Raw genomic sequence first — 24,284 nt, 5'->3', positions numbered from 1 at the left:
TTGAGGTGATCGCAGGGACGAGAACGGCCGCTGACCTGGGCGGGGCTACCCGCGGGTCGAGCTCACCATCGGCTCCTCGCGACCCGTGGCGAGGCTGGCGACCTCCGGCCACGGCGCCGGCCGCAGCCACAGATAGCCCTGCGCGAGGTCGCATCCGGCCGCGACGAGCCAGTCGGCGATCTGCTGGGTCTCGACCCCCTCCGCGGTGACCCGGCAGCCGAGGTTGTGTCCCAGGTCGATCACGGACCGGACGATCGCCCGGTCGTGCTCGTTGTCGGTGAGGCCCAGCACGAACTCGCGGTCGATCTTGAGCTCGGCCACCGTGAGCGTGCGCAGCTGGGACAGGCTCGTGTAGCCGACGCCGAAGTCGTCGATCGCGATCGAGATGCCCTGGGCCGCGAGCGCGTTGACCACGCCCTCCGCGATCTCGGTGTCGAACGTCAGCGCGGTCTCGGTGACCTCGATCTGCAGGCGCTCGGGCCGCACCCCCGACTCGTCCAGGATCTGGGCCACCAGATCGGCGAAGTCCAGCGACGCGAGGTTCCGGGCGGACACGTTCACTGCGACCGTCCAGTCGTGCCCGGCGGCGGTCCACGCCGCGTAGTCGGCCAGGGCGCGGCGCAGCACCCACGAGGTCAGCGCGTCGATGAGCTCGGAACGCTCGGCCACGGGCAGGAACTCCGCCGGCGGTAGCAGCCCGCGCACGGGATGCTGCCACCGCACGAGGGCCTCGACGCAGCCCGTGCGGCCCGTGGCCAGGTCGATCTTGGGCTGGTAGTGCAGCACGAGCTCGTCGCGCTCGAGGGCGTCGTGCAGCTCGCGCTGCAGCACCAGTCCGTGCGCCGCCGGCCGCGCCGTCGTCGGCTCGTACACGACGACGCCCGTGGGGCCGTGCTTGCCCTGGTACATCGCGGCGTCCGCGTGCCGCAGCAGCCCTTCGAGGGTGACCGCGTCGCCGGGGTAGAAGCAGACGCCGAAGCTGGCCTGGACGGTGAGCGCGACCCCGTCCAGCACGACCACCTGGCTGAGCGCCTCGCGCACCCGGGTGAGCAGGGCGACGGTCTCCGCCGGGTCGCTGCTGCCGGGCAGGACGAGACCGAACTCGTCCCCACCCAGGCGAGCGACGGTGTCGTCCGTGCGGAGCGCGTCGGCGAGACGGTGGCCCACGACACGCAGCAGCTCGTCCCCAGCGGGGTGGCCGAGCGTGTCGTTGACCTCCTTGAAGTGGTCCAGGTCGATGAGCACGAGCGCCCCGGACTCGCCACGGTGGGCGCTGACGAGGGCGCGCTCGACCGTCCGGCGGAACAGCTCACGGTTGGGCAGGCCGGTCAGGGGGTCGTGCAGGGCGAGATGCTCGTGGGCGGCGGCGTGCCGGCGCAGCGAGCGGGTGGTCCACCACGAGATCAGGGCGAGCACCGCGTAGAGCCCGCCGAGGCCGGCGCCGAGCCGCAGGATGGCTCGGTTGGTCTCAGCCTGGACGCCGGCAGCGATGGCGTCGTACGGGAGGTAGAGCTCGAGCACCCCGGTCCACTGCCCGGTCGAGGCCGAGATCACCGGCTGCAGCACCCGGATGGTGCGGGTGTCACCCTCACCGCCGATGATGCGCACGTCGGTCCCGCCGGCGGCGGCAACCTGGAAGGCCGGATCCTCGGCCGGCACGACGTCCTCCTCGGCGCCGTCGTCGGAGAAGGCGACCAGGCCGCGGAAGGTCCGCAGGCGCAGGTGTGACACCGAGCCGCTGAACACCGACAGGTCGGTGGCCGACCGCAGGCGCGAGTACTCGTCCGAGGAGAGCCCCTCGGACAGGGGTAGGCCGCTGAGGGCGGGGGCGATGGCCATCTCCGCGATGACAGCGGCCTGGGCTCGGCCCTGGTCTCGTCCGCGCTCCAGACCGCTGGCCCGATAGTCCTGCACGAGCACCGCGCCGAGGATGCTGACCGGCACCAGGCTCGCGGCGGCATAGATCGCCAGCAGGCGGGAGCTTCCGCGGCGTCGTCGGCGATCGGTCACGATCCTTCATCGGCATCGTGCGCCGTCAGGTGAGCGATATTGCAGGAATGCTCTTTCACACGGCGCAGCACCCATGAAATCCACGCCGTCCGGGTAGAATGGCTGTCCTGACAATGATGTTCCGAGGAGAATTGATGCGGCGCCTTGTGGCGATATCCGCCGTTTTGGCTGCCGCCGTCGTCCTGGTGGCCTGCACCGGGGACGTGGCCCCGGGCGCGCAGCCCTCCCCGGACCGACCGGTCGAGGTCGTCACCTGGTGGGCGGCCGGCTCAGAGAAGCGCGGCCTGGACGCCCTGGTGGGGGTCTTCGACGAGCAGCACCCCGAGCACAGTTTCGAGGGCGGGGCGGTTGCGGGTGGTGCGGGTACCGCCGCCAAGCGTCAGCTCAAGACCCGGCTGCTCGCCGGCGACCCGCCGGACACCTTCCAGGCCCATGCCGGCGCGGAGCTCACCGACTACATCACCGCCGGGCAGCTCGAGGACGTCAGCGCGCTGTACGACGACTTCGGCCTCCGCAGAGCGTTCCCGACCGACCTGATCCGGCTGCTCCAGGTCGACGGCAAGATCTACTCGGTGCCTGCGGGCATCCACCGGTCCAACATGGTGTGGGCCAACCCTGGCGTGCTGGCCGCGGCGGGCGTCGACCCGAACGCGACCTACGGCAGCATCGCCGCGTGGTTCCCCGCGCTCGACGCGGTGCGGGCGAGCGGCCGGACGGCGCTCGCGGTCGGCACCACCTGGACGCAGGTCAACCTGCTCGAGACCGTCCTCATGGCCGACCTGGGGGCGGAGCGGTATGAGGGTCTGTGGACCGGCACCACCGACTGGTCCGGCCGGGAGGTCACGGCCGCGCTGGCCGACTTCCAGACGCTGATGAGCTATGCCCCCGCGGATCGCGACGACCTGGACTGGCCGGACACGACCCAGCAGGTGATCGACGGGGCCGCCGGGTTCACCGTGATGGGCGATTGGGCGGTGGCGGCCTTCGAGGAGCACGGCGAGGTTCCCGGCGTCGACTTCTCCTATTTCCCGGTGCCCGGCACGGTCGGGATCTTCGGCTTCCTGGCGGATTCGTTCACGTTGCCGATGGGCGCGAAGAATCGGGCGGGTGCGGCGGCCTGGCTCGACACCGTGGGCTCGGTCGAGGGCCAGACCGCATTCAACCGGGCCAAGGGGTCGATCCCCGCGCGCAGCGACGCGGATCCGGCGGACTTCAGCTCCTACCAGCAGTCGTCCATCCGGGCGTTCGGGCGGGACCGCATCGTCCCGTCGCTCACCCACGGGGCCGCGACCTCGAACGCCGTGCTCGAGGCGATCACGGCCGCGACCGCGACCTTCACCGCCGGCGGGTCGGACCTGGCGACCTATCAGGCCGCGCTCGCCGACGCGGCGACCCCCTGAGGCTCGCGACCCCTGAGGCGATCGGTCGCCCCGGTCGCACCGCGGGTCAGCCGACGCGGATGAACACCGGGTTCGACTGGTAGACCTTGTGGAACCGGATCACGCTGCCGGGGGTCGCGTCGATGAGCATGCCGTCGCCGGCGTAGAGCGCGACGTGGCCGGGCGTGACGATGAGGTCGCCCGGCTGCGCGTCGGCGCGTGACACGACGGTGCCGGAGCTGCGCTGGGACGCCGAGGAGTGCGGCAGCGTGACCCCGAGCTGCGCCCACACGTAGGACGTGAAGCCCGAGCAGTCGAAGCCGCTCGGCGTGCCGCCGCCCCACAGGTACGGGACCCCGAGGTACCGGGAGGCGATCTCCATCACGGAGCTGCCGTTCGCGCTCGACGGAGCGTCGGCGCCGACGGGCGTGCTGGCCGTCGGCGTCGCGCGGACCGGTTCGGGCTCTGGCTCGGGCTCGGGGTCGGCGACGACGGTGAGCGCCGGGACGTCGAGCGTCCATGCGACGTCGGTCGGCACGATCACGACCGGGGCGGTGAGCAGGGCGGCCCGCGCGCCTGCCGTCAGCCCGGACGTGTCGACGGTGGCGGCCGAGTCGACGGTGGCGACCGAGTCGACGGTCACGGCCGACGGGGTGGCGCCGGCGGGCGCCGCGAACACCGACGCGAGCAGCCCGGATCCGGCGAGGACGACGGCGGTCCGGCGTCCGGCGCGCGCGACCGATCCGCTGGCGGTGTGCGCCAGGTCGGTCAGCGCGGTGGTGGGGCGGCCTGCCGCGCGGTGGCGGACGGGCAGTGAGCTCTCGGGCATGGGGGCCTCTCCAGCCGCCTGCGGGGTGAGCTGTCGGGTTCGGGCGGGAGATGCGCCCGGCCGGTCGAGGTTCCGATCGGCTTCACCCCAAGGACACCGTCTGGCGATGCCCGTCGTGCTTGGTTCCCCCGCTCCTGCCAGCGGTATTCGTGGAGCCGTCGGTGGTGGCAGGACTTGGCGATCCACCTCGGGCGCACCCGCGACGATCCCCGGGAGCGGTCGATCCTAACGCGACCGTGACCCAACCGTGACATATTCGCCGTCCGCCAAGGCCCGCGCGGGCACGGCCGGGGTCAGCCGTCCTCGTCGGGCGAGGTACACCGGGATCCCGACGGCGAACGCGCCACCGGCCATCAGGTACGGGCCCCAGACCACATACCAGGTGCTGCCGGTGTTGCGGGAGTAGAACAGGAACGCGATCGAGAAGATCAGCGCGACGACCGCGACCGACACGTCGAGCGCGAACCGGGCGCTGCGGCGCGAGCCGTGGTCCTGTCCGCGCTCGTCCCGCCAGCGCCACGTGATCTGGACCAGGGCCGAGAACGCGAACGGCACGGCCGCAGAGATCCCCGCCATGAGCACCAGGGTGGTGAAGACCGTCGAGCCGCTGGTTCCCATGTAGCCGATGACGACCGCGACCGAGGCGAGCGCCGTGGAGCACACGATGCCGAACGCCGGGACCCCGCGCGACGACAGGCGGCTGAACCGGGACGGGAACAGGCCGTCCTGCGCGGCGGCCAACGGCACCTCGGCGGTGATCATGGTCCAGCCGTTCAGGGCGCCGAGGCCGGAGACGACCACGGCCAACGCGACGATGTTGCCGGCCCAGGACCCACCGCCGGCGACGAGGTTGGCCGCGACCGAGTACGACGCCTTGTTGGCGTCGAGCGCGAGCGCGTCGGCGGGCACGATGCCGAACACGGCAACCATCGACAGCAGGTAGACCACGGCGCTGGCCAGCGTGCCGAAGATGGTCGCTCGGGCGACGTTGCGCTCCGGGTCGCGGACCTTGGCGGCGGCGACGGCCGCGGTCTCGACGCCGAGGTAGCTGAACAGCGCGATCGCCATCGCGCCGCCGATCGCCGACAGGCTGCTGTCCCCGCTGAGGTTCCACGGCACGAAGTTCCCGGCCTTGATGAAGAACAGGCCGAACGTGCTGAGGATGACCAGCGGGACGAACTTCAAGACGGTGGTCCAGACCTGGACCCGGCCCATGTGATGGACCCCGGTGAGATTGACGGCGGCCGGGACCCACAGGCCCACGAGGGCGATCGCGATGGACCCGCCCACCGCGCCGCCGGGGTTCACGAAATGCTCGACGTAGTACACCCAGCCGACGGCGATAGCGGCGTTCCCGGCCCAGGTGGCGATCCAGTACGACCACGCGTTGGCGAACCCAACGGCATTGCCGAAGCCCGCCCGGGCGTACGCGTACGGTCCGCCGGCTGCCGGCAGGCGGCGTGACATCACGGCGAACATGAGCGCGAGCGCGACCGCGCCGACGGTGGCCAGGCCCATGGCGACGAGACTGATCGGCCCGTAGGACGCGAAGGAGTACGGGAGCGAGAAGATGCCGACGCCGATGATGCTGCCCATGATCAGCGCGGTCGACTGCGGGAGCGTGAGCGTGCGCTCCGCGGGGCTGGTACTGACAGGGACCACCGTGCTTTCCGGGTGGGACGAGGACAAGGTGAATCCACGTCGTCAGGACCGGACTGCGCCCGCCAGAAATGGCCGTCAAGGCGCCCATGGGTGAATTGTGACTATAAGTTCCAATGTGCCCGATGTCAAATCAGGTATTCCGATGATCTGCACCGGATGCCCATTCAATTGAGAAATGAATGGGGCAATGGGTTGCCTTTGTCGGGGCGGTCAGGTGTCCGGCTGCTCGCGCGTCAGGGGCGGCACGAGCATGGTCGCAGGCCCGCGCCGGTAGAGCGCGGCCGGGCGTCCAGGGCCGTCGATGACCGTGTGGCCGGTGTCGATGATGAAGCCCGGGGTGCTGGAGACCTTGCGGTGGAAGTTGCGCGGGTCGAGCCGCACGCCCCACACCACCTCGTAGACCCGGCGCAGGTTCGAGACGGTGAACTCCGGGCCGCAGAAGGCGGCCGCCAGGGACGTGTACTCGAGCTTGGAGCGAGCCCGGGAGATCGCGTCCGTGAGGATCGTGGTGTGGTCGAACGCGAGGGGGGCGGTCAGGGCTCGCTCGACCGGCACCCAGGCCGCGACCGCGGCGTCCCCGCGCACCCGGGGATCCAGCCGGGTGGGGGCCATGGCGAGGTAGGCGACCGACACCACCCGCAGGCGCGGGTCACGGTTCGGCGCGCCGTACGTCTTGAGCTGCTCGAGGTGGCCCGGGGGTCGACGCATCCCGGTCTCCTCGACCAGGACGCGCGCGGCGGCGGAATCCAGGTCCTCGTCCGGGTGGACGAAGCCGCCGGGCAGCGCGAGCTCGCCGGCGTGCGGGTCCCCGGTCCGGGTGACCACCAGCACCTGCAGCGCGTCGTCGCGGACGGTGAGCGCGACCAGGTCGACCGTCGCGGCGACCGGCGGGAAGCCGGCGAGGTCGTCGGCGGGGCGGGTGGAGGGGGGCACGCCCCGACATTATCTCGTCACCTTGACGAGAACAAGAGCGGGAAGTTATAGTCACTTTGACGATAACTGATGATTCCTGACGGACCCGAGGACAGCTCAAGGCCACCATCAAGCGGTACCCGTTCGTGCGGCACCTGCGCACGGCGACCACCTCCCACGTGCTGCACCTCAACGCCGGACGGGTCCGGCACACCGGCGCAGGTCTCGCGTTCTGGTTCCGCCCCCTGTCCGCGGTGATCAGCGAGATCCCGGTCGACGACCGCGAGCTGCCGATGGTGGCGCACGCCCGGACCGCCGACTTCCAGGACGTGGCGGTCCAGGTCACGGTGAGCTTCCGGTTCGCCGACCCGGCGCTGGTGGCCGGCCGGCTGGACTTCGCGATCGACCCCGACTCCGGGGTCTGGACGGGTACCCCGCTGGAGCAGGTCGCCCACATCCTGACCGAGCTCGCCACCGGTCAGGTGATGGACGCCATGGCCACCATGACGCTGCGCGAGGCGGTGGTCGCCGGCGGTGGGGCCCTGCGGCTGACCATCACCGAGGGGCTGCAGGCTGACGAGCGGCTGGCCTCGACCGGCATCGCGGTGCTGGGTGCGCGGGTCAGGTCGGTGCGGGCGGACGCGGACATGGAGCGATTCCTGCAGACCCCCGCCCGCGAGCAGGCGCAGACCGAGGCCGACAAGTCCACCTTCGAGCGGCGCGCGCTGGCCGTGGAGAGCGAGCGGGCGATCGCCGAGAACGAGCTGGCCAACCGGATCGAGCTCGCCGTGCGCGAGCAGGTGCTGGTCACCCAGGAGGGCACCAACGCGCGCACGCGCGCCGAGGAGGCCGCGGCCGCGGCGTTGATCGCGGCGAACGGTGCCGCCGAGCGGCAGGGCCTGGTCGCGGAGGCGGACGCCCACAGCGCACGGGTCGTCGGCGAGGCCCAGGCCGCCGCCGAGGCCGCCCGGGTGGCCGCGTACGCCGGGGTGGACAGCACCGTGCTCGCCACGATCGCGGTCCGCGACCTCGCCGGGCACCTGCCGAACATCGCCAACCTGACGATCACCCCCGATCTGGTGACCGGTGTGCTGGCCGGCCTGGTCGGCTCGAAGCAGGCGTGAGATGGCACTCGTCCCGCGCGTGGTGGTGGCGCACCGCCGCACGGAGCTCGACGAGCTGCTCGACCGGCACGGCACCCGAGGGCAGGCCGAGTTCTTCCTGCGCACCCGGGGGCGGACGCTCGCGGCGGAGCAGGACCGCCACGACGCCCAGCAGGACGCGCTGCGCCAGGTGCGCGCCGCGATCCCCGCGGAATGGCGGCGCGGCGACGTCGAGCGGACCGACCTGCACCGGTTCGGGTTCGAGCCCGACGACGTGTGCGTCGTCGTCGGGCAGGACGGCCTTGTCGCGAACACGGCCAAGTACCTCGACGGCCAGCGACTGATCGGGATCGATCCCGAACCGGGCCGCAACGCCGGGGTCCTCGTGACCCACCGGCCGGCCGCCGCGGCCCGGCTGCTCCGCGCCGTGGCGGCCGGCCGTGCGCCGGTGCAGGAGCGCGCGATGGTTCGCGCCACGCTCGATGACGGCCAGCACCTCGACGCCCTCAACGAGGTCTTCATCGGGCACCCCAGCCACCAGTCCGCCCGCTACCGGCTCGTCGTGCTCGCCACCGAGGCGTCGGAGCGGCACTCGTCGTCGGGCCTGATCGTGGCCAGCGGCACGGGGGCGACCGGCTGGGCAGCCTCGATCCAGCGGGAACGGCGCGAGTCGCCGGCGCTGCCCGGGATCCACGACCGATCCCTGGCGTGGTTCGTGCGCGAGGCCTGGCCGTCGCCGGCGACCGGCGTGTCGCTCACCGACGGGCTGCTCGCCGAGGGCGAGACCGTCGGCCTCGTGGTCGAGTCCGATGCGCTCGTGGTGTTCGGCGACGGGCTCGAGGCCGACCGGCTCACCGCCACCTGGGGCCAGACGGTCGCCGTCGCCCTCTCGCCCCGGACGCTGCAGCTCGTCGGCTGAGGTCGGTCGGCGTAGCGCGGTCGACCCCTACGCCGCCGTGCCCAGCTGGGCGAGCGTGCGTCGAGAGAGCCGGACGACCACCGCGACGAGCACGAGGCCGAGGCCGACGGCGATCACCATCGACCCCCACACGTCGCCCAGCCCGTCGCCGAGCACCGCCACCCGCCAGATCGGATCGATCGCCCAGTAGGTGGGGAAGATCCGGGCGATCCACTGCGGCCAGTCGGGGAACAGGTAGAAGATGACCGGTCCGAACAGCAGGATGCCGCTGCTCTTCATGATGGTGAAGAGCATCGCGCCGTCCTTGGCGAGCAGGCCGATGATCAGGCCCAGGAGCGAAGCGAACACGGCGCCGAGCAGCACGACCGCCAGCACGTCGGGCCAGTTGCCGCCGAGCGAGTCGTTGAGCAGCAACGTGACGATCGACATCACGAACGCCATCAGCGCACCCAGCGCAGCCTTGGCGGTGACGATCTCGCTCATCCTCGCGGGGGTGACGAGCAGGGCCGTGAGGGTCCCGTGGACCTTCTCGTCGACCAGGCTCGAGGCGGGCAGGAAGGCGCCGGCGACGAACAGCGCGTACATCACCAGCACGGGCACGAGCCGGATCGCCAGGGGCAGTCCGGCCTCGCCCGACTGGCGGAGCTGCACGGCGACCGGCGGCGTCCCGCCCTCGATCTCCCGGACGAGATCGAGGATCGTGACGCTGAGGATCGCCCGGTTCGAGGCGTAGGATTCGCCGCTGACGTACAGTTCGAGCGGCGGCTGCTCGCCGGAGCGGACGGCCTCGTCGAACCCGGCCGGCAGGACCAGGCCGACGTCGACGTCGTTCGCCTCCACCGCCCGCCGCAGCTCGGCGGCGCCGTCGAGCACCGTGAGCTCGATCCCGCCGCGGTCCTGGACCGCCGCGGTCAGCGCCGAGCCGCCGTCGTCCACGATCGCCAGCCGGGGCTCGGGCTCGAACAGGGAGCCGAACGCCAGCTGGAAGACGGCGGTGAGGACCACCGGCAGCGTGATCGCGTACAGGAACAACGGGGACCGCGGCCCGAGCGCCAGGTCCTTGCGAAGCACCGTCCAGATCCTCGACAGGCTCACAGCCGCTGCACCCGTCTACGCAGCACCAGCAGGCCGCCGGCGTAGATCACCGCGACCCACCCCAGGGCGAGCAGGAGGCTGCCGGTGACCTCGGACCAGCCGGCGCCGTAGGTGGTGACCCGGGTGAGGGCGTCGATGATCGGGTAGGACGGCATCACCTGCACCCAGGGGGCGGCCGTCCCCGGGAACAGCACGGAGAAGGTCGGGATCAGCAGCGGCAGGATGAAGATCATGTTGTAGAACAGCGTGCCGATGAAGTCCTTCCCTGCCGATCCGGTGATCATCGCGATGCCGGTGAACATCACGGCGCCGAGCAGCACCGTCACGAGCAGCGGGCCCGCGCTCGCGGTCGTGAGCGTGCGCAGCACGACGAGCAGGATCAGGGCCTGGCCGCCGGTGAGGATCGTGCCGTAGATCGTCTTGGCGGCGAGGAAGTCGCCGACGCGGGCGGGCGTCACCAGCACGGCCGTGACGGTGCGGTTGAGAACCTCGCTGGCGATGAGGGACGACAGCGCGAACGTCTCGATCATGAGCACGAAGAACACGAGCATCGGGCGGAGCCGGTCGCGCAGGGAGACCTGGTCGCCGGCCCGGTCCGGCCCGAGGACGACGGCGTCGGGCTCGGCCACCGGCAGCTCGTGACCCGTGAGCGAGTAGGCGATCTCCCGGACGAAGCTCGTCATCGCGCCCGCGACCTCCGGCGGGACGGCGGTTCCGGTGTAGACGGTGACCGTCGGGCGCTCGCCGTCGACCATCGACGCCACGAACCGGTCGGGGAAGCTGATCCCGACCGTCACGTCGCGCCTCGTCGCTCCCGCCGGTGCCTCGGCCTCGGCGCCCGCCCCCACGAGCACGACGTCGCCCGCGTCGGTCTCGTACACAGCGAGGTCGCCCGCCACGGCAGCCGCGAGGTGGTCGGCGGTGTCCAGCGACACGACGTCGAGCCCGTCGGCCGCGTCCGCGCCGGTCTGGAACTCCTCGACGAGCTCGTCCAGGCCGGTCTGGTGGATGCCGAGGGTGATCGTCTCGTCGACCGTGTCGGGGACGAGGTAGTAGGTCAGGGCGAAGAAGACGAGCCCGAGCACGGACAGGAAGATGTACAGCGTGTCTCGGGAGAACTCGCGGAAGTCCTTGCGGACGATCGACGCGACGAGCGCGGCGCGGGTCACCCGGCGGTTCATCCCGCGAGCCCCCTGCCGGTGAGCCGGATGAAGATGTGCTCGAGCGTCGCCTCCTCGGTGTGCATCGTGAGGAGGTCGGGCGAGGTCATCAGCGCGCCGAGCCGGGTCGCGGCGGCAGCGTCGTCGAGCGGCCAGGTCTCCTCGCGGATCCCGTCCCCCTCGCGCAGCCGCACCTTCACCGAGCGCGAGCCGTACCGGAGCTTGAGGTTCTCGGGGGTGTCCAGCGCGACGATCTCGCCGGCGTTGAGGAACGCCACCCGGTCCGAGAGCTGGTCGGCCTCGAACATGTCGTGGGTGGTGAGCAGCACCGCGACCCCCCGGTCGGCCTCCTCCTGGATGGTCGTGCGGATCGCCGCAGCGGTCGCCGGGTCGAGGCCGTCGGTGGGCTCGTCGAGGAAGAGCACGTCGGGGGAGTTGATGAACGCCCGGGAGATCATCATCCGCTGGCGCATGCCCTTGGAGAACGTCTTCACCCGGTCCGACGCGCGGTCCGCGAGACCGACCCGGCGCAGCACGCCGTCGGCGTCGGGGTCCTTGATCCCGTACAGGGAGGCGAAGAACTCCAGGTTCTCCTTGGCCGACATGTTCAGGTAGAGGTTCTTCTCCTCGAAGCACACGCCGATGCGCGCCTGCAGCTCGGGGTCGTCCGTGCTGACGTCGATCCCGAGCACGCGGGCCCCGCCGCCGCTGGGCCGCAGCTGACCGGTGAGCATCTTGATCGTGGTGGACTTGCCGGCACCGTTCGGCCCGAGAAAGCCGAGGATCTCGCCGGGGGCGACGTCGAACGAGATCCCCTTCACCGCTTCCAGGGCGCCGTAGGTGAACCGCAGACCCGAGACGCTGATCGCCGGTCCGGTCATCGTGGTGCCCTTCGTCGCGCGCACGGGTGGCGGCGCTCCTCTCATTCAATACCCGCGCCGAACCCACTACCCGACTACTCGTGGACACACGCCTGCCGTGGGCCCCGCCACCTGGACGGAGCGGTCGTCCGCGCCGACGCGGTCGTCAGCCCCAGTACTCCGAAGGGACAGGTGGCACCGTGATGCGCCGGCCGGACGTCTGCGCCGCGCTCACCCGGATGTAGTGCGGCCGGTCCCCGGGCGCCCACGGGACCAGCTCCAGCTCTTCCAGGCGCACGACCTCAGCCGGATCGGTGACCTCCTGGGCGTGCCCGCGCACCAGCACGCTCCAGCCGGTCCGGGTGCGGGCCTCGATGCCGTCGATCTCGAACGCCATCGGCTCCCGCGCGACCGCCGCGGCGAGCAGGCTGCCCGAGCTCGTGCGGAAGACCACGTCGCCGTCGTCGACGACGAAGTTGACCGGCAGGATCATCGGCAGGTCCCCGTCCGTCAGGGCGATCCGGCCGAGGTGGCTCCCTCTCAGGAGGGAGGCGCACTCGTCCGGGTCGATCACGGTCAGTCGCTCGTCCTGCATGGTGGGCTCCCTGTGGCCGTTCGGCGCGGTGTCTCCTCGAGTGCGGTGTCTTCTGGACGGAGTCTGACCGAGTCTGGCCCCGCCCGCCTCCTGGGTGGTGCGGGGGGTGCTGCTACCCCAGAGCGACGAGCTTGTTGCCGGACTGGCCGTAGAGCTCGCCGTAGAGCTGGCCGTAGAGCCGACCGTCGACTGCCATGAGCCAGAGCTTGCCGGGGAGCGGGGTCTCCCAGCGCTTGCGGCCGTCGTCCAAGCCGTAGGCGGTGAGAACCTGCCCCTCGCCGTCGGTGGAGCTGTTCTGCGCGACCAGGACGAGCCGTCCGTCCGTGGCGATCGAGCCCATCTCCGCGGTGAGCGGGGTCGTCCAGACGGTCTCACCGGTTCGCCCGTCGATCGCGGTGAGCCCCTTCTGGTCGGAGCGCACGATCCGTCCGTCGATGATGAGGGTGCTGATGCTGCCGCCGGGCCCGGCGCCGGGAGCCTCCCAGCGGGCGCGGTCGGCCGCCAGGTCGTAGCCGATCAGGGTCTCGTTGTCCGCGGACTGCAGCAGCAGGACGCCCGGGAGCGAGCCGTCGTCGGGCGTGCTGCCCGCGGGGAAGGCGTCGACGGTGACTTCCCGGCCGGAGGCGACATCCGTGATCGTGGTGGTCGCCTCACCCGCCGCGGTCATGGTCGACTCGGCAATCATCGAACCCCCGGCGAGCAGGTTGAAGCCGCCCCCCATCGGGTCGGTCTGGGACCGGAGCACGTCCCCGTCGGCCGAGAGCAGCCAGCTGGTGCTGTTGGTGTACCCGCCGCCGGCCGACATGGCGTTGCTCAACGCGTTGACGACGAGGCGGCCCTCGACGCTCCAGACCCACAGCGACCGCTGCCCGACGTCCTGCTCGCCCACCGGGTCCGGGCTGGTGAACGTCCACCGGGACGTGGTGCCGAGCGCATCGCCGCAGGTCACCTCCAGGTGGCCGGCCTCGTCGAACCGGGCCGTCACGACCTCCGACCCGAGCAGTGCGACGCTGGTGGTCGGGTCGGTCGGGCGCTCCGAGAGCACGTCACCTGTGATCGCATCGATCATCAGCAGGTGGGCCCGGACGGGGAAGATCGACTCCCCGAACGCGTCGTCCGTCCAGGTGGAGGTCTCGTCGACGACCACGCACGCGACCACCCCGGTGGCCGCGTCCTCGACGGGCCGCGACCGGGCCGCTGCCGTCGCTGTCGGCGGCACCTGGGGGAGGGTGCAGGTGCTGCTGTTGCCCGAGAGGAAGGTGCCGTTCAGGGTCGCCTCCGGGTCCGGGGCCGGGCTGGCCACGACGCGCCAGGCCTCCTCGCCCGTCTCCGGTTCGCGGGCGACGACGTCCACCCTCCCGTCCGGAGCGATCTCCGTCACGAGCAGCCTCCCGGCGAACCCGGACACGCCCGCGATCATCACGTCCCCGGTACGCCACGTCTCGGTGAGGGGGCCGTCGAGAGGGGCGAGGATTCCCGGCACACCGGCGAGGGCGGACATGCGCCGGCTCTCGCGCACGTTCGTCACCACGGTGCCGGCGACGACGAGGATCGCCGTGCCCGCGATCGCCGTCCACCACCAGCGCGAACGGGGCCGCCACCCCCGGGCTGCCCCGGGCCGCGATGCGGGCTCGGGGCCAGGCGTCCCGGGATCGGGCTGGCCGGACGGGTCGGCGACCGTGCTGGTTTCACCCAGGACGACGTCCTGGGCGCCGGCTTCGACCAGGACGACGTCCTGCATGCCCCGTCGCGATGGCCCCATCCCGCGACCCTACTCAGCGCGGACCGTTCCCGGTGGGGTCATTCACGGTGCGACGAGGCCCCGTTCACCTGCTTTCGGCAGCGCGCGGGGATGCCTCGCTCGGGGACGCTTCGTGATGCTCGGTCGACGGGATCTGCACGGCGATCTCCTCGCCGAGCCGGGCCCCCGCGGACAGCGGCAGCCCGTCGCCGCTCCAGAACTTGCCCGGGTCGTACCAGTTCGGCCGGCGCCCCACCGGCAGCAGGCCGGCCGCCTCGTAGGTGAGGGCGACGATCTCCGCGCAGTAGGCGGTCTCCAGGTCCCCCGGGGGTGCGACCGGGTGGAACCGCGGGAGCCGGGGGAGCCGGCCACCCGCCCAGCGGGAGGCGAGCCGCGCGGTCGACGGGAACGGGGTGCCGTCCAGGCGGGCGACCGTGCGCAGGACGGCGTCCTCCATCTCGCGGTCGAAGGCCGGGTCGAGCTGGCGCAGCCAGGCCCGCTGGCCGTACCGGTTGCCCCACACGACGACGGCCTCGCGCAGGTCGTGCAGCTGCGCGCCCCGGTGGTGGGTGCCCGACCACAGGTCCGGCAGGGACTGGCCGAGCTCGGCGTGCCACATCAGCGGGGGAAGGTCGTCGATGACCACCGACATGCCCACGTGGTTGACCGGGCTGTTGGTCGTCAGCTGGATCGCGCGGTCGGCGATCGCGTGGCCCCGGAACAGCCACACGTCCCCGGTCCGGGTCTGGTGGAGGGCCGTGTCGAGGTCGATCGGCGTCGGGGGCACCGCTGTAGCCTGCCACCATGCGTTGGTGGAAAGTGCTGGGCGTGGCAGGGCTCGCGGGCGTGGCCGCCACGGGGGTGCTGGTGGCGCGCTCGGACCGGCGCCGTCGCGCCTACACCCCCGAGGAGATTCGCGAGCAGCTGCACGCGCGCCTCGCGCCCGAACCTGCCCCCGACGCGCTCGCGGGCAGGCTCCCGGCTGCGCTCCCGGACGACGGGCCGCGCGGCTGGGCTGACTGAGCCGTGCTCAGGTCCGGCTCGCCAGCTCCTGCACCGCCGAGGCGATGTTCGTGGCGCCCTCGGCCACGTCGGCGAAGGTCGCCCGCGTCAGCGCGGTGGTGGCCGACTGCTCCTCGACCGCCGCGGCGATGCTCGTGGTGTACCCGTTGATCTGCTCGATCACGGACGAGACCTGGACCATCGACGCCAGCGCCGAGTCGGTCTCCGTCTGGATGCGCAGCGAGAGGGCCCCGATCGTCTCGGTCGCGGTCGCCGTGTCCCGGGCGAGGGTCTTGACCTCGGCCGCGACCACCGCGAAACCCTTCCCGGCGTCGCCGGCCCGGGCGGCTTCGATGGTCGCGTTGAGGGCCAGGAGGTTCGTCTGGGCGGCGATGCCGGCGATGGCGTCGACGAGGCGGCCGATCTGCTCCACCTCGCTGCTCAGCTGGGCGATGGCGTCGCTCGTCTCGCGGACCAGGCCCACCGCGCCGCCCGCGACGGTCGACGCGCTCGTGACGTTCCCGGAGATCTCCCGGATCGCCGTGTCGATCGAGCTGACGGCCTCGGCCGCCGCCGAGACGCCACCCGAGACGGTGTGGGTCGCCCCGGACAGGACCTCCAGCTGGGCGTCGATGCCTGCGCGGTCCGCGCGTTGCTGGTCGAGCGCCTCCGCGATCTCGCGCGCAGCCGTCTCGCGCGACAGGGTTCCCTCCTGCTCGCTGAGCAGCTGTTCCGCCAGCACGTTCTTGGCCTGGGTCTCGGCCTCCGCGGCGTCGATCTGCGACGCCTCCGCGAACCGCCAGAAGGTGACCTGGCCCGCGGCCCCGGCGAGGATGAAGACCGCGTGGACCAGGGCCCACATCACGGGGTTCGATGCCTCTGGAGAGCCCGGGGTGAACAGGTTCATCGGCATCCACAGGGCCATCGCGACGTGGTGGATCGCGGTGAAGGCCACGGCGAGCAGGTAGACCGGCCAGCTCTGGTAGAGCGCGATGAACGCGAGGCTGACGAAGAAGCTGAAGTGGGCCGACGTCGCGCCCCCCAGCAGCTCGACCATCGTCGCTGACGTCCCGAGCAGGGCCAGGGCGGCAGCGGAGGACGCGAGCGTGCGGTTGCCGGGCACCAGGGCGATCAGGCCGGGCAGGAGGACCAGGACGCCGAACTCGAGCAGGGCCATCGCGCTGATCCCGCCGCCCCCGCCGCCACCATGGGCACCGTGCGCGGCTTGCGTGCCCTGCCCGCCGAAGACCGCGAGGGCGGCCAGGATCGGCAGGTGCAGGGCGAGCACGACGAGGATGAGCCGGTGGCGCTGGTTCCAGTGCTGGTCGCTGAGCGGTATCCCCAGCGGGAGCAGGTTCATCGCGCCGGAACGGGTGGGCCGGGTGGGCATCGTCATGGTGAGGGTGTCCTTCGAGGCGGCGATCCTGACGTGGTTCACGACCCCATCGGCCGATCGGCGCCCCCGCTGAGCGAAACGCGTGCCCGGTGAGGGCTGTCGCTCGGTCAGGAACCCACCGGAAGGTCGCGGTGCCACGACTGGGTGATGTACGCCGTGCGGAAACCCTCCGAGGTGTAGAGGTCGACGGCGCCCGTGGGGGAGTCGGCGTCGACCTCGAGCCCGACGCGGTCACGGCCGCGTTCGGCGGCATCGACGACGACCGCGGTCAGCAGCGACCGGGCGACGCCCCGGCCACGAGCGGACTGCAGCACACCGAGGTAGGCGACGTAGCTCCCGTCCGGAGCGTCGCCCGCGCCGGGGGAGACGGCTCCGACGAGCACCCCGGCGGGCCGGGGGGCCGGTGACGAGTCGTCCACGAGCTCGGCGATCCACCAGTGGTCCCAGCGGTGCCCCGGGTCCTCGCGCAGCCGGGAGGTGAACTCGTCGAACGTCTCGACGTGGTGGTTGAAGTGGTCGGTGAACGCCTCCTCGAGCACGTCGTGCACGGTGATGAGGTCGACCTGGGCCGGGAGTCCGTCGTCGGCCAGGCGGACCCGGCGCACGACGACGCCCGGGTGCGGCTCGGACCGACCCTCGGGGGCGGCGTCCGCCGGCGTGACCGGGCGGCTCATCTGCCACCAGGTCCGGGTGTGCGTGAAGCCGGCGTTGGCGAGCCAGCGCTGCTGCCGCGCGTCGTCGGCGAAGGCGCCGCTGTCCATCTGGGTGACGGCCAGGCCGCGGTCGAACCCGAGGTCGGCGGAGGCGTAGGCCGCCCAGGTGAACAGTGCGTCGGCGACCAGGTCGGCCGTGCGCGGCTCGAGGTCGGGGTCCACCACGACGGACACCAGCACGCGGCCCGCGGCCCGGTCGTAGATCGTCGCCCAGGCCCGTGCCCTGGCCGACTCGTCGCGGAGCAGCTGGTGACGGCGGGTCTGCAGGCCCGCCGCGCTGAGGTCGCCGTCGACGGTGGCGCGGGTGGTCGAGGCGCTGCCGTGCGCGACGAGCTCGTGCCGGTGCAGCAGGGCGAGCAGGTCGCCCGCGTCGACGGCCTGCGGGGTGACGGCGACCCAGCCGGGCGGGAGGGCCGTGGCCGCGACCTCCGGGTAGTCCGGGGCGGGAACGGGTGCAGGGTCGGATCCGAGATTCACTCCACGAGTCTGCCGCACCCCCGGCACGGGGGCGAGGCTGCGCCGGCCGGGGAGAGCTCGGCGGGTCAGGAGCGCTCCGCCCGTCAACAGACACGAAGGGCCCGCGCCCTGCCTGCCGGCAGCACGCGGGCCCTTCGGTGGGCGCCGGACGGGTCAGGCCGTGACGGTGACCTCGACCTGCACGGTCGACCCGGCGGGCGCGTACGGGATCGCGTTGCCCTCGATCGGGACGCCGTCGACGGTCAAGCTCGCGCCCTTGCCGCCGCCGTTGTGCACCGTGATGACGTAGGTCGCACCGCGGGCCCGACGGCGCACGGTGAACTCCGGCACCTCCGGCCCGATGCACGGGTCGACGATGAGGGCGTCGTAGTCGGTCCGCACCCCGAGCAGGTGCTGGCTGACCGCGACGAAGTTCCACGCCGCCGTGCCGGTGAGCCAGGAGTTCTTCGCCTCACCGTGGCGGCTGGCCTCCTTGCCGGCGATCATCTGCGCGTACACGTACGGCTCGAGCTTGTGCACCTCGCCGATGTCCTCGCGGTACGCCGGGGCGATGCGCTTGTAGTAGTCGAACGCGCGCGCACCGTTGCCGACCACGGTCTCGCCGATGATCACCCACGGGTTGTTGTGGCAGAAGATGCCACCGTTCTCCTTGTACCCCGGCGGGTAGGTGGACACCTCGCCGAGCTCGATCTGGTAGCTCTGGTACGCGGGGTACTGCAGCACGAGACCGTGGTCCGTGCCGAGCATCGTGCTGACCGACTCCAGTGCGCGCTCGGCGATGCTCGGGCCGCCGTCGGCGGGCACCTCGGTGCCGATGCCGGCCATGACGGCGAAGCCCTGCGGCTCGATCCAGATCTTTCCCTCGGGCTTGGAGTCGGTGCCGATCTTGTTGCCGTAGAAGTCGTACGCCCGCAGGAACCACTCCCCGTCCCAGCCGTGCGTGAGCGTGGCCTCGCGCACCTGGGCGACGGCTGCCCGGGCCGCCTCGGCGACGTCGGGCATGCCACGCCGTTCGGCGAGCTCGGCGTACTCCGGGCCGATGTGCACGAACATCGCCGCGATGAAGACCGACTCCGCGACCCCGCCGGACTGGTTCTCGGTGGTCTGGAACGACTCACCCGGCGTCGTGGAGAAGCAGTTGAGGTTGAGGCAGTCGTTCCAGTCGGCGCGGCCGATCAGTGGCAACCCGTGCGGACCGAGGTTGTTCACCGTGAACGTGAACGAGCGGGTCAGGTGCTCGAACAGCGGGGCCGCGAGCGACTCGTCGTTGTCGAACGGCACCATCTCGTCGAGGATCCCGAAGTCGCCGGTCTCCTTGAGGTACCCCGCGACCCCGAGGATCAGCCAGAGCGGGTCGTCGTTGAAGCCCGACCCGATGTCGTCGTTCCCACGCTTGGTGAGCGGCTGGTACTGGTGGTACGCGGAGCCGTCCGGGAGCTGCGTGGCGGCGATGTCGAGGATGCGCTCGCGGGCGCGCTCGGGGATGAGGTGGACGAAGCCGAGCAGGTCCTGGTTGGAGTCGCGGAAGCCCATCCCGCGCCCGATCCCCGTCTCGAAGTACGACGCCGAGCGGGACATGTTGAAGGTGACCATGCACTGGTACTGGTTCCAGATGTTGACCATCCGGTCGAGCTTGGAGTCGCCGCTGGTCACGGAGTAGCCGGAGAGCAGCTCGTTCCAGTGGGCGACCAGCTTGTCGAAGGCGGCGTCGGTCTGCTCCGTGGTGGCGAAGCGGGCGAGCAGCTCGTGGGCGCGAGTCTTGTTGATGACCTGCAGGGCCTTGATGCCGGCGGCCTCGTCGGCGGGGACCCACTTCTCCTCGTCCGGGTTCTCGATGTACCCGAGGACGAACGTGTAGCTGGTGGACGCGCCCGGCTCGAGGGTGATCTCGAGGCTGTGGGAGGCGATCGGGTACCAGCCGCTCGCGACCGAGTTGGTGGACTTCCCGGCGAACGGGACGGCCGCCTCGCCGAGGGAGTTGTACGCCCCCACGAAGGCGTCGCGATCGGTGTCGAAGCCGGCGGCCTCGGCGTTGACGCCGTAGACGGCGTAGTGGTCGCGACGCTCGCGGTACTCCGTCTTGTGGTAGATCGCGCTGCTCGTGCCGTTGAACGCCTCGACCTCGACCTCGCCGATGGACAGGTTGCGCTGGTAGTTCGTCTGGTCGTCCTGGGCGTTCCACAGGCAGAACTCGACGAACGAGAACAGCGTGACGGACTTGGTCGCGTCGGAGGTGTTGGTCAGCGTGACCTTCTGCACCTCGGCGTTCTCACCCATCGGGACGAAGAACAGCGACTCGACGCTCAGCCCGCCGCGCTCGCCCGTGATCTTGGAGTAGCCGAGGCCGTGGCGGCACTCGAAGTGGTCCAGGTCGGCCTTGACCGGCATCCACGACGGCGTCCACACGTCGCCGCCGTCGTTGATGTAGAAGTACCGCCCGCCGGCGTCGGACGGGATGTTGTTGTAGCGGTAGCGCGTCAGCCGCCGCATCTTCGCGTCGCGGTAGAACGAGTAGCCGCCCGCCTGGTGGGACAGCAGGGAGAAGAACTGCTCGGACCCGAGGTAGTTGATCCACGGGTACGGGGTGTGGGGCGTGGTGATGACATATTCGCGTGCGTCGTCATCGAAGTGGCCGTAGCGCATGGAGCACCTTCCGGGTTGGTCGGACGCAGTCGCGCTCCGTGTCCTGCCGGACATCCGCACCTGTGCGGAGTCCTTGTTGCATTCGACGAGTGTGGTGCGTTCAGAACAGTGTCGGGGCCAGATGCGTAGGAGCGCTCCCACGGCCCGGCAAAATCCTAGCGCGAACCCGACCCAGGAGCATCAGTGCGGTGTCAGAACGCTCCCGATCGGCCGCTGTGAGGGCCCTGGAGCGCTGAACGGGTGACTCTTCGGGCGGCGCGGCCGAGGACTCAACCTTTGGGTGTGCCCGATCGTGTTCTAGTCATGAGCGTGCTGATAGCTGCAGAGGGGCCCCCTGACGGGGAGTCGACGGAGGTCGGCGCTGAGGTCGGCCTGGCGGTCGGCACCGAGGTGATCGGGCTCCCCGCTGGTGCGGGCGACCGCGACGCCGAGTTCACCGTCTTCATGGAGCGGGCCGCACCCGGGCTGGCCCGGACCGCCTGGTTGCTGTGCGGCGACGAGCACCGGGCCGAGGAGCTGGTCCAGCAGGCGTTGATGCGCACCTACCTGTCGTGGTCGACGGCGCGGCAGCGTGATCCGCTGGCGTACACGCGTCGCACCCTGGCGAATCTGCGGATCGACACGTGGCGCAAGCGTCGGCGGGAGGTCCTGATGGATCCCCGGGACGTCCCCGAGGGCGCCGTCGCCAGCGCCGCGGAGGGCCATGCGGAGCGCGACCAGCTGGTCCGGGCGCTGGCGACCCTGAGCACGCGGCAGCGACGGATCGTCGTCCTGCGCCACCTCGACGGGCTCTCCGAGCGCGAGGTCGCGGCGGACCTCGGTGTCTCGGTCGGCACCGTGAAGTCGACCGCGTCGCGAGGGATGGCGCTCCTGCGCAGCGAGCTCGACCAGTCCAGGCAGAGCGCGTCCGCGAACACCACCGGAACCCCACACCCAAGGAGCAGGTCATGACCCACAGCGACGACTTCTCGCGCGATCTGCTCGACCGGATCGACGCGGTCCGTCCCGCCCTCACGGTGGACACCACCCGGGTCGTGTCGCGAGCGCGTCGGCGCCGGGCGACCACCCGCACGAGCGCCGGCCTTGCGGTGACCCTGGTGCTGGCGGGGACCGGTTGGGCGCTCGCCCTTCAGCCCTGGCAGTCGCCCGACGTCGTCCCTGCCGGCAATGGAGTCCTGCGGGTGGCGGGGGAGGACGGTGCCGACCCCGACCCCGACCCGTCGGAGGATCTCAGCCTGGTGGACGTCGTGCCGGTCGATCCGGGCTGGCCCGACGCGCCGTACTGGCACACGATCTGGGAGTCGACCGACGCCGCCGGCGAGGTGGAGCGGATGGAGTTCTGGGCCGGTCACACCGAGCCCGGCCTGCTCGTCTTCGACGACGATCTGGCGAACGCGTCGGGGGTCGGTCCAGGGGCATGGGGGAACCTGCTGATCGACGGCGCCTGGGTGCTCATCGGCTGGGACGCGCTGTACGCCCTGCCGACCGAGCCCGTGGCCCTGGAAGCCGTGATCCGCGGCAGCGTCGAGCCCGATCGCGGCGTGGGCACCGACGACGACAAGGTCGTCAGCATGGCCCGCGACCTCCTGCTCCGTACCCCCGCCTCGCCCGCGTTGCGGACGGCGCTGTGGACCGTCATGGCCGCCCAGCCGAGCTCTTCGGTCACCCCCGGGGTGAGTGACGCGGCCGGCCGGACCGGCTCGCTCTTCGAGCACACCGACGCCCTCGGCGGCACCTTCGTGATGGTCTTCGACCCGGTCGACGGCCGGCTGCTCGAGGAGCGGGGCCTGGACGGCGCGCACGCGACCATGGTCGAGGAGGGCCCCGCGACCGACACGCCCATCGAGCCGACCCTCGAGAGCAGCGGGTGCACCGCCTGGGCGACCTGCTGAGTCAGCCCCTCCCGACGGAGCGCGCGACGCGGAAGCCGACGTCGTCGATCCGGAAGGTCGGGTGGCTGCGGCGCCGCACCGAGGCTCGGCAGCTCCAGTGCTCGTCGAACCAGCCGCCGCCGCGCAGCACGCGGTAGGTGCCGTAGACCTCGGGGTCGTAGAGGTCCCAGCACCACTCCCAGACGTTGCCGAGCAGGTCGTGCAGGCCCCAGGCGTTGGGCTGCTTGCCGCCGACGTCGTGGATCCGCTCGCCGGAGTTGCCGCGATACCAGGCGATCTCGTCGAGCTCGCCGTACCGGGCGCCGGTCGTGGCTGCCCGGCACGCGTGCTCCCACTCGGCCTCGGACGGCAGTCGGTACCCGTCGGCGGAGACGTCCCACCCGATCTCGTCGAGATCGCCTGGGGTGGGGAGATCGCCCGGGGTGGGGAGATCGCCCGTGGTGGGGAGCCGGTAGGCGGGGGTCAGCCCCTCGAGTCGGGACGCGGCGTTGCAGAAGGCGACCGCGTCCCACCACGAGACGCCGGCGACCGGTACCCGGTCGCCGCCCGGCGCGGCGCTCGGGCGCAGGCCGGTGACCTGCGCATACTGCGCCTGCGTGACCGGGTAGACGGAAAGCTCGTACGGCTCGAGCTCGATCGACCAGCGGTGCTGCGTGCGCCGGTCGGAGAGCGTCACGATCCCCGGCGGGACGGCGACCAGCTCGACTCCTGCGGTGGCGTCCATGGGTCCGCGACCCTAGCGCACGCAGCCGCGCACATCAGCGACCTGGTGCCGACCGTGCCGACCGTGCTGGACGTGCTGGACGTCGGCCGCTACCAGGTCCGCGTCAGGGTTGCCATCGGGACCTGGCGGTCGACCGTGCTCTGGTCGCCGGCGAAGAACGGCGAATGGGTCCGGACTCGCTCCCACAACGCTTCGTGCTCGTCGGGCCCGACGATCGAGACGATGACGTCGTACCGCTTCTTGCCCACCTCGACCACGGCGCGATGCGCGTGCCGCAGGTTCGTGAACCACTGCGGCTCGTCCGGACTCCCGCCGGCCGACCCCGTGACGACCAGCCGGCTCCCGTCCTGGACGAAGGGCACCGGGGTGGTGTGCGGAACCCCGGTCGTGCGATCGGCGACGGTGAGCAGCAGAACCGGGACGCCGTGCACGCTCCCCATCAACCGGCCCCCGGACCGCCGATACAGCCGGTTGCTCAGGGCCGTAGCGGTTCGCAGCACGCTCGTCTGGACGTTCGGCATCGCAGCCTCCTGATCGCCTCTGAGTTCGACCGTAGCGGTCGGGCGGAGGCGTGGCCGGTCGACTCGCGACGTGGGGCACCCCGATCGACCACGGTGGTGACGAGGCAGGGGGTCTGGCAGGTCGACAGCGCCGGCCTCCGACGCTCTTTCCCTGCTGCCCCCGTCTTCACCTCCCTATCCTCACCGACCCGTCCTCATCGCTCCTATTCAAGGCGATCGACCCGTGCACAGGTCATTGTTCTGAATGCTCATCCACAGATTCAGCGACATTTCAGAGAATGCCCGACCCCGACGTTGGCAGCCGACCGGCAATGTCAGTGGCGGTCGGTAGTGTTTGGGGCACAGGAATTGCCGCGAATGTGGATGCGGTGATGCGGTCGTCGGTGAGAGGGGGTGCGCGGTGGACTTCGATGAAGGTGAGCGCTCGTTGCCCGAGGTGCCGTTCGCGCCGCCCGCCTCGCCGCTCCCGCCTGCCTCGCCGCTCCGGCCCGGCCACTCGCTCCCGCCCACCTCGCCGCCGCTGCCGGAGGGTCTGTCGGTGGCGGAGCGGTTGGCGGTGGTGCGGGTGCAGGTGGAGGCGTTGGCGCTGGTGGTGGCGGCGGATCTGGCGGGGGCGGGGGCGTTGGCGCTCTTCGATGAGGCGTACGAGCT

Annotated in this window: 22 protein-coding genes and 1 riboswitch; of the genes, 7 read left to right on the top strand and 15 right to left on the bottom strand. The window is 71.5% G+C overall.

Annotation, left to right across the window (positions count from 1 at the left end):
• Positions 1-45: 45 nt before the first annotated feature.
• A complete protein-coding gene (locus EUA98_RS07060) occupies positions 46-2,010 on the bottom strand; it encodes a putative bifunctional diguanylate cyclase/phosphodiesterase (protein WP_207218999.1) in 1,965 nt (654 codons plus the stop codon).
• 134 nt (positions 2,011-2,144) lie between these two features.
• Here EUA98_RS07060 and EUA98_RS07055 point away from each other — a divergent pair, with 134 nt between their 5' ends.
• Complete coding sequence (locus EUA98_RS07055) at positions 2,145-3,410, top strand: ABC transporter substrate-binding protein (protein ID WP_130101972.1); 1,266 nt, start codon at positions 2,145-2,147, stop codon at positions 3,408-3,410.
• A 46-nt stretch (positions 3,411-3,456) separates the two neighbouring features.
• Here EUA98_RS07055 and EUA98_RS07050 read toward each other — a convergent pair whose 3' ends face one another.
• The 3 genes from EUA98_RS07050 to EUA98_RS07040 form a co-directional block, all read right to left on the bottom strand.
• Positions 3,457-4,218, bottom strand: coding sequence for a C40 family peptidase (locus tag EUA98_RS07050; RefSeq protein ID WP_130101971.1), 762 nt, complete (start codon positions 4,216-4,218; stop codon positions 3,457-3,459).
• A gap of 18 nt (positions 4,219-4,236) precedes the next feature.
• A riboswitch (cyclic di-AMP (ydaO/yuaA leader) is annotated at positions 4,237-4,368 on the bottom strand.
• 75 nt (positions 4,369-4,443) lie between these two features.
• Positions 4,444-5,880, bottom strand: a complete 1,437-nt coding sequence (locus EUA98_RS07045) for an amino acid permease (protein WP_207218998.1) — start codon at positions 5,878-5,880, stop codon at positions 4,444-4,446.
• 210 nt (positions 5,881-6,090) lie between these two features.
• Entirely contained in the window at positions 6,091-6,813 is a 723-nt protein-coding gene (locus EUA98_RS07040; protein WP_130101970.1) for an NUDIX hydrolase, read from the bottom strand.
• A 125-nt stretch (positions 6,814-6,938) separates the two neighbouring features.
• Between EUA98_RS07040 and EUA98_RS07035 the strand changes: the two genes are divergently transcribed.
• Both EUA98_RS07035 and EUA98_RS07030 read left to right on the top strand, forming a co-directional pair.
• On the top strand, positions 6,939-7,916 hold the full coding sequence (locus EUA98_RS07035) for an SPFH domain-containing protein (protein WP_242511322.1): 978 nt from the start codon (positions 6,939-6,941) through the stop codon (positions 7,914-7,916).
• 1 nt (position 7,917) lies between these two features.
• A complete protein-coding gene (locus tag EUA98_RS07030; protein ID WP_130101968.1) occupies positions 7,918-8,814 on the top strand; it encodes a diacylglycerol kinase catalytic domain-containing protein in 897 nt (298 codons plus the stop codon).
• Between the two features lie 27 nt (positions 8,815-8,841).
• Here the strand turns inward: EUA98_RS07030 and EUA98_RS07025 are convergent, their stop codons facing one another.
• The 6 genes from EUA98_RS07025 to EUA98_RS07000 all read right to left on the bottom strand — a co-directional run bounded on the left by EUA98_RS07025 (position 8,842) and on the right by EUA98_RS07000 (position 15,052).
• On the bottom strand, positions 8,842-9,885 hold the full coding sequence (locus tag EUA98_RS07025) for an ABC transporter permease (protein ID WP_165372744.1): 1,044 nt from the start codon (positions 9,883-9,885) through the stop codon (positions 8,842-8,844).
• A 20-nt stretch (positions 9,886-9,905) separates the two neighbouring features.
• Entirely contained in the window at positions 9,906-11,090 is a 1,185-nt protein-coding gene (locus EUA98_RS07020; protein ID WP_130101966.1) for an ABC transporter permease, read from the bottom strand.
• Complete coding sequence (locus EUA98_RS07015; protein ID WP_207218997.1) at positions 11,087-11,974, bottom strand: ABC transporter ATP-binding protein; 888 nt, start codon at positions 11,972-11,974, stop codon at positions 11,087-11,089. Before EUA98_RS07015 ends, EUA98_RS07020 begins: the two co-directional genes overlap by 4 nt.
• A gap of 121 nt (positions 11,975-12,095) precedes the next feature.
• The gene (locus EUA98_RS07010) at positions 12,096-12,524 is read right to left on the bottom strand and encodes a pyridoxamine 5'-phosphate oxidase family protein (RefSeq protein WP_130101965.1); all 429 of its coding nucleotides are present in this window, start codon (positions 12,522-12,524) and stop codon (positions 12,096-12,098) included.
• A 112-nt stretch (positions 12,525-12,636) separates the two neighbouring features.
• Positions 12,637-14,286, bottom strand: a complete 1,650-nt coding sequence (locus EUA98_RS07005; RefSeq protein ID WP_130101964.1) for an outer membrane protein assembly factor BamB family protein — start codon at positions 14,284-14,286, stop codon at positions 12,637-12,639.
• Positions 14,287-14,350: 64 nt separating this feature from the next.
• Positions 14,351-15,052 (bottom strand): hypothetical protein, encoded by a 702-nt coding sequence (locus EUA98_RS07000; protein ID WP_130101963.1) that lies wholly within the window; start codon positions 15,050-15,052, stop codon positions 14,351-14,353.
• A gap of 17 nt (positions 15,053-15,069) precedes the next feature.
• Here EUA98_RS07000 and EUA98_RS06995 point away from each other — a divergent pair, with 17 nt between their 5' ends.
• The gene (locus EUA98_RS06995; protein ID WP_130101962.1) at positions 15,070-15,288 is read left to right on the top strand and encodes a hypothetical protein; all 219 of its coding nucleotides are present in this window, start codon (positions 15,070-15,072) and stop codon (positions 15,286-15,288) included.
• A 7-nt stretch (positions 15,289-15,295) separates the two neighbouring features.
• On the opposite strand, the gene EUA98_RS06990 is transcribed toward EUA98_RS06995, so the two are convergent.
• The 3 genes from EUA98_RS06990 to EUA98_RS06980 form a co-directional block, all read right to left on the bottom strand.
• Positions 15,296-16,705 (bottom strand): methyl-accepting chemotaxis protein, encoded by a 1,410-nt coding sequence (locus EUA98_RS06990; protein WP_130101961.1) that lies wholly within the window; start codon positions 16,703-16,705, stop codon positions 15,296-15,298.
• A gap of 65 nt (positions 16,706-16,770) precedes the next feature.
• Positions 16,771-17,853: a GNAT family N-acetyltransferase gene (locus EUA98_RS06985; RefSeq protein ID WP_130101960.1), complete on the bottom strand. Its 1,083-nt coding sequence runs from the start codon at positions 17,851-17,853 to the stop codon at positions 16,771-16,773.
• A gap of 153 nt (positions 17,854-18,006) precedes the next feature.
• Positions 18,007-20,496: a glycoside hydrolase family 94 protein gene (locus tag EUA98_RS06980; RefSeq protein WP_130101959.1), complete on the bottom strand. Its 2,490-nt coding sequence runs from the start codon at positions 20,494-20,496 to the stop codon at positions 18,007-18,009.
• A 303-nt stretch (positions 20,497-20,799) separates the two neighbouring features.
• On the opposite strand from EUA98_RS06980, the gene EUA98_RS06975 reads away from it, so the two are divergent.
• Positions 20,800-21,447, top strand: a complete 648-nt coding sequence (locus EUA98_RS06975) for a SigE family RNA polymerase sigma factor (protein WP_130101958.1) — start codon at positions 20,800-20,802, stop codon at positions 21,445-21,447.
• A complete protein-coding gene (locus tag EUA98_RS06970; protein WP_130101957.1) occupies positions 21,444-22,388 on the top strand; it encodes a hypothetical protein in 945 nt (314 codons plus the stop codon). Before EUA98_RS06975 ends, EUA98_RS06970 begins: the two co-directional genes overlap by 4 nt.
• A 1-nt stretch (position 22,389) precedes the next feature.
• On the opposite strand, the gene EUA98_RS06965 is transcribed toward EUA98_RS06970, so the two are convergent.
• Together EUA98_RS06965 and EUA98_RS06960 are read right to left on the bottom strand one after the other, a co-directional pair.
• Complete coding sequence (locus EUA98_RS06965) at positions 22,390-23,112, bottom strand: formylglycine-generating enzyme family protein (protein WP_130101956.1); 723 nt, start codon at positions 23,110-23,112, stop codon at positions 22,390-22,392.
• Between the two features lie 89 nt (positions 23,113-23,201).
• A complete protein-coding gene (locus tag EUA98_RS06960) occupies positions 23,202-23,633 on the bottom strand; it encodes a nitroreductase/quinone reductase family protein (RefSeq protein ID WP_130101955.1) in 432 nt (143 codons plus the stop codon).
• A 400-nt stretch (positions 23,634-24,033) separates the two neighbouring features.
• Between EUA98_RS06960 and EUA98_RS19695 the strand changes: the two genes are divergently transcribed.
• The coding region (locus EUA98_RS19695) for a hypothetical protein (protein ID WP_207218996.1) at positions 24,034-24,284 on the top strand (251 nt) is incomplete at its 3' end.

The sequence above is a fragment of the Pengzhenrongella frigida genome, assembly GCF_004168625.1.
In the GTDB taxonomy this organism is placed as follows: domain Bacteria; phylum Actinomycetota; class Actinomycetes; order Actinomycetales; family Cellulomonadaceae; genus Pengzhenrongella; species Pengzhenrongella frigida.
This window is presented reverse-complemented; position numbering and strand designations above follow the sequence as displayed.

Bases quoted from the DNA above. Each gene is read 5' to 3' on its own strand.
- EUA98_RS07055 (WP_130101972.1), top strand. From the start codon at position 2,145: ATGCGGCGCCTTGTGGCGATATCCGCCGTTTTGGCTGCCGCCGTCGTC.
- EUA98_RS07050 (WP_130101971.1), bottom strand. From the start codon at position 4,218: ATGCCCGAGAGCTCACTGCCCGTCCGCCACCGCGCGGCAGGCCGCCCC.
- EUA98_RS07030 (WP_130101968.1), top strand. From the start codon at position 7,918: ATGGCACTCGTCCCGCGCGTGGTGGTGGCGCACCGCCGCACGGAGCTC.
- EUA98_RS07020 (WP_130101966.1), bottom strand. From the start codon at position 11,090: ATGAACCGCCGGGTGACCCGCGCCGCGCTCGTCGCGTCGATCGTCCGC.
- EUA98_RS07010 (WP_130101965.1), bottom strand. From the start codon at position 12,524: ATGCAGGACGAGCGACTGACCGTGATCGACCCGGACGAGTGCGCCTCC.
- EUA98_RS07005 (WP_130101964.1), bottom strand. From the start codon at position 14,286: ATGGGGCCATCGCGACGGGGCATGCAGGACGTCGTCCTGGTCGAAGCC.
- EUA98_RS06995 (WP_130101962.1), top strand. From the start codon at position 15,070: ATGCGTTGGTGGAAAGTGCTGGGCGTGGCAGGGCTCGCGGGCGTGGCC.
- EUA98_RS06980 (WP_130101959.1), bottom strand. From the start codon at position 20,496: ATGCGCTACGGCCACTTCGATGACGACGCACGCGAATATGTCATCACC.
- EUA98_RS06975 (WP_130101958.1), top strand. From the start codon at position 20,800: ATGAGCGTGCTGATAGCTGCAGAGGGGCCCCCTGACGGGGAGTCGACG.
- EUA98_RS06970 (WP_130101957.1), top strand. From the start codon at position 21,444: ATGACCCACAGCGACGACTTCTCGCGCGATCTGCTCGACCGGATCGAC.
- EUA98_RS06965 (WP_130101956.1), bottom strand. From the start codon at position 23,112: ATGGACGCCACCGCAGGAGTCGAGCTGGTCGCCGTCCCGCCGGGGATC.
- EUA98_RS06960 (WP_130101955.1), bottom strand. From the start codon at position 23,633: ATGCCGAACGTCCAGACGAGCGTGCTGCGAACCGCTACGGCCCTGAGC.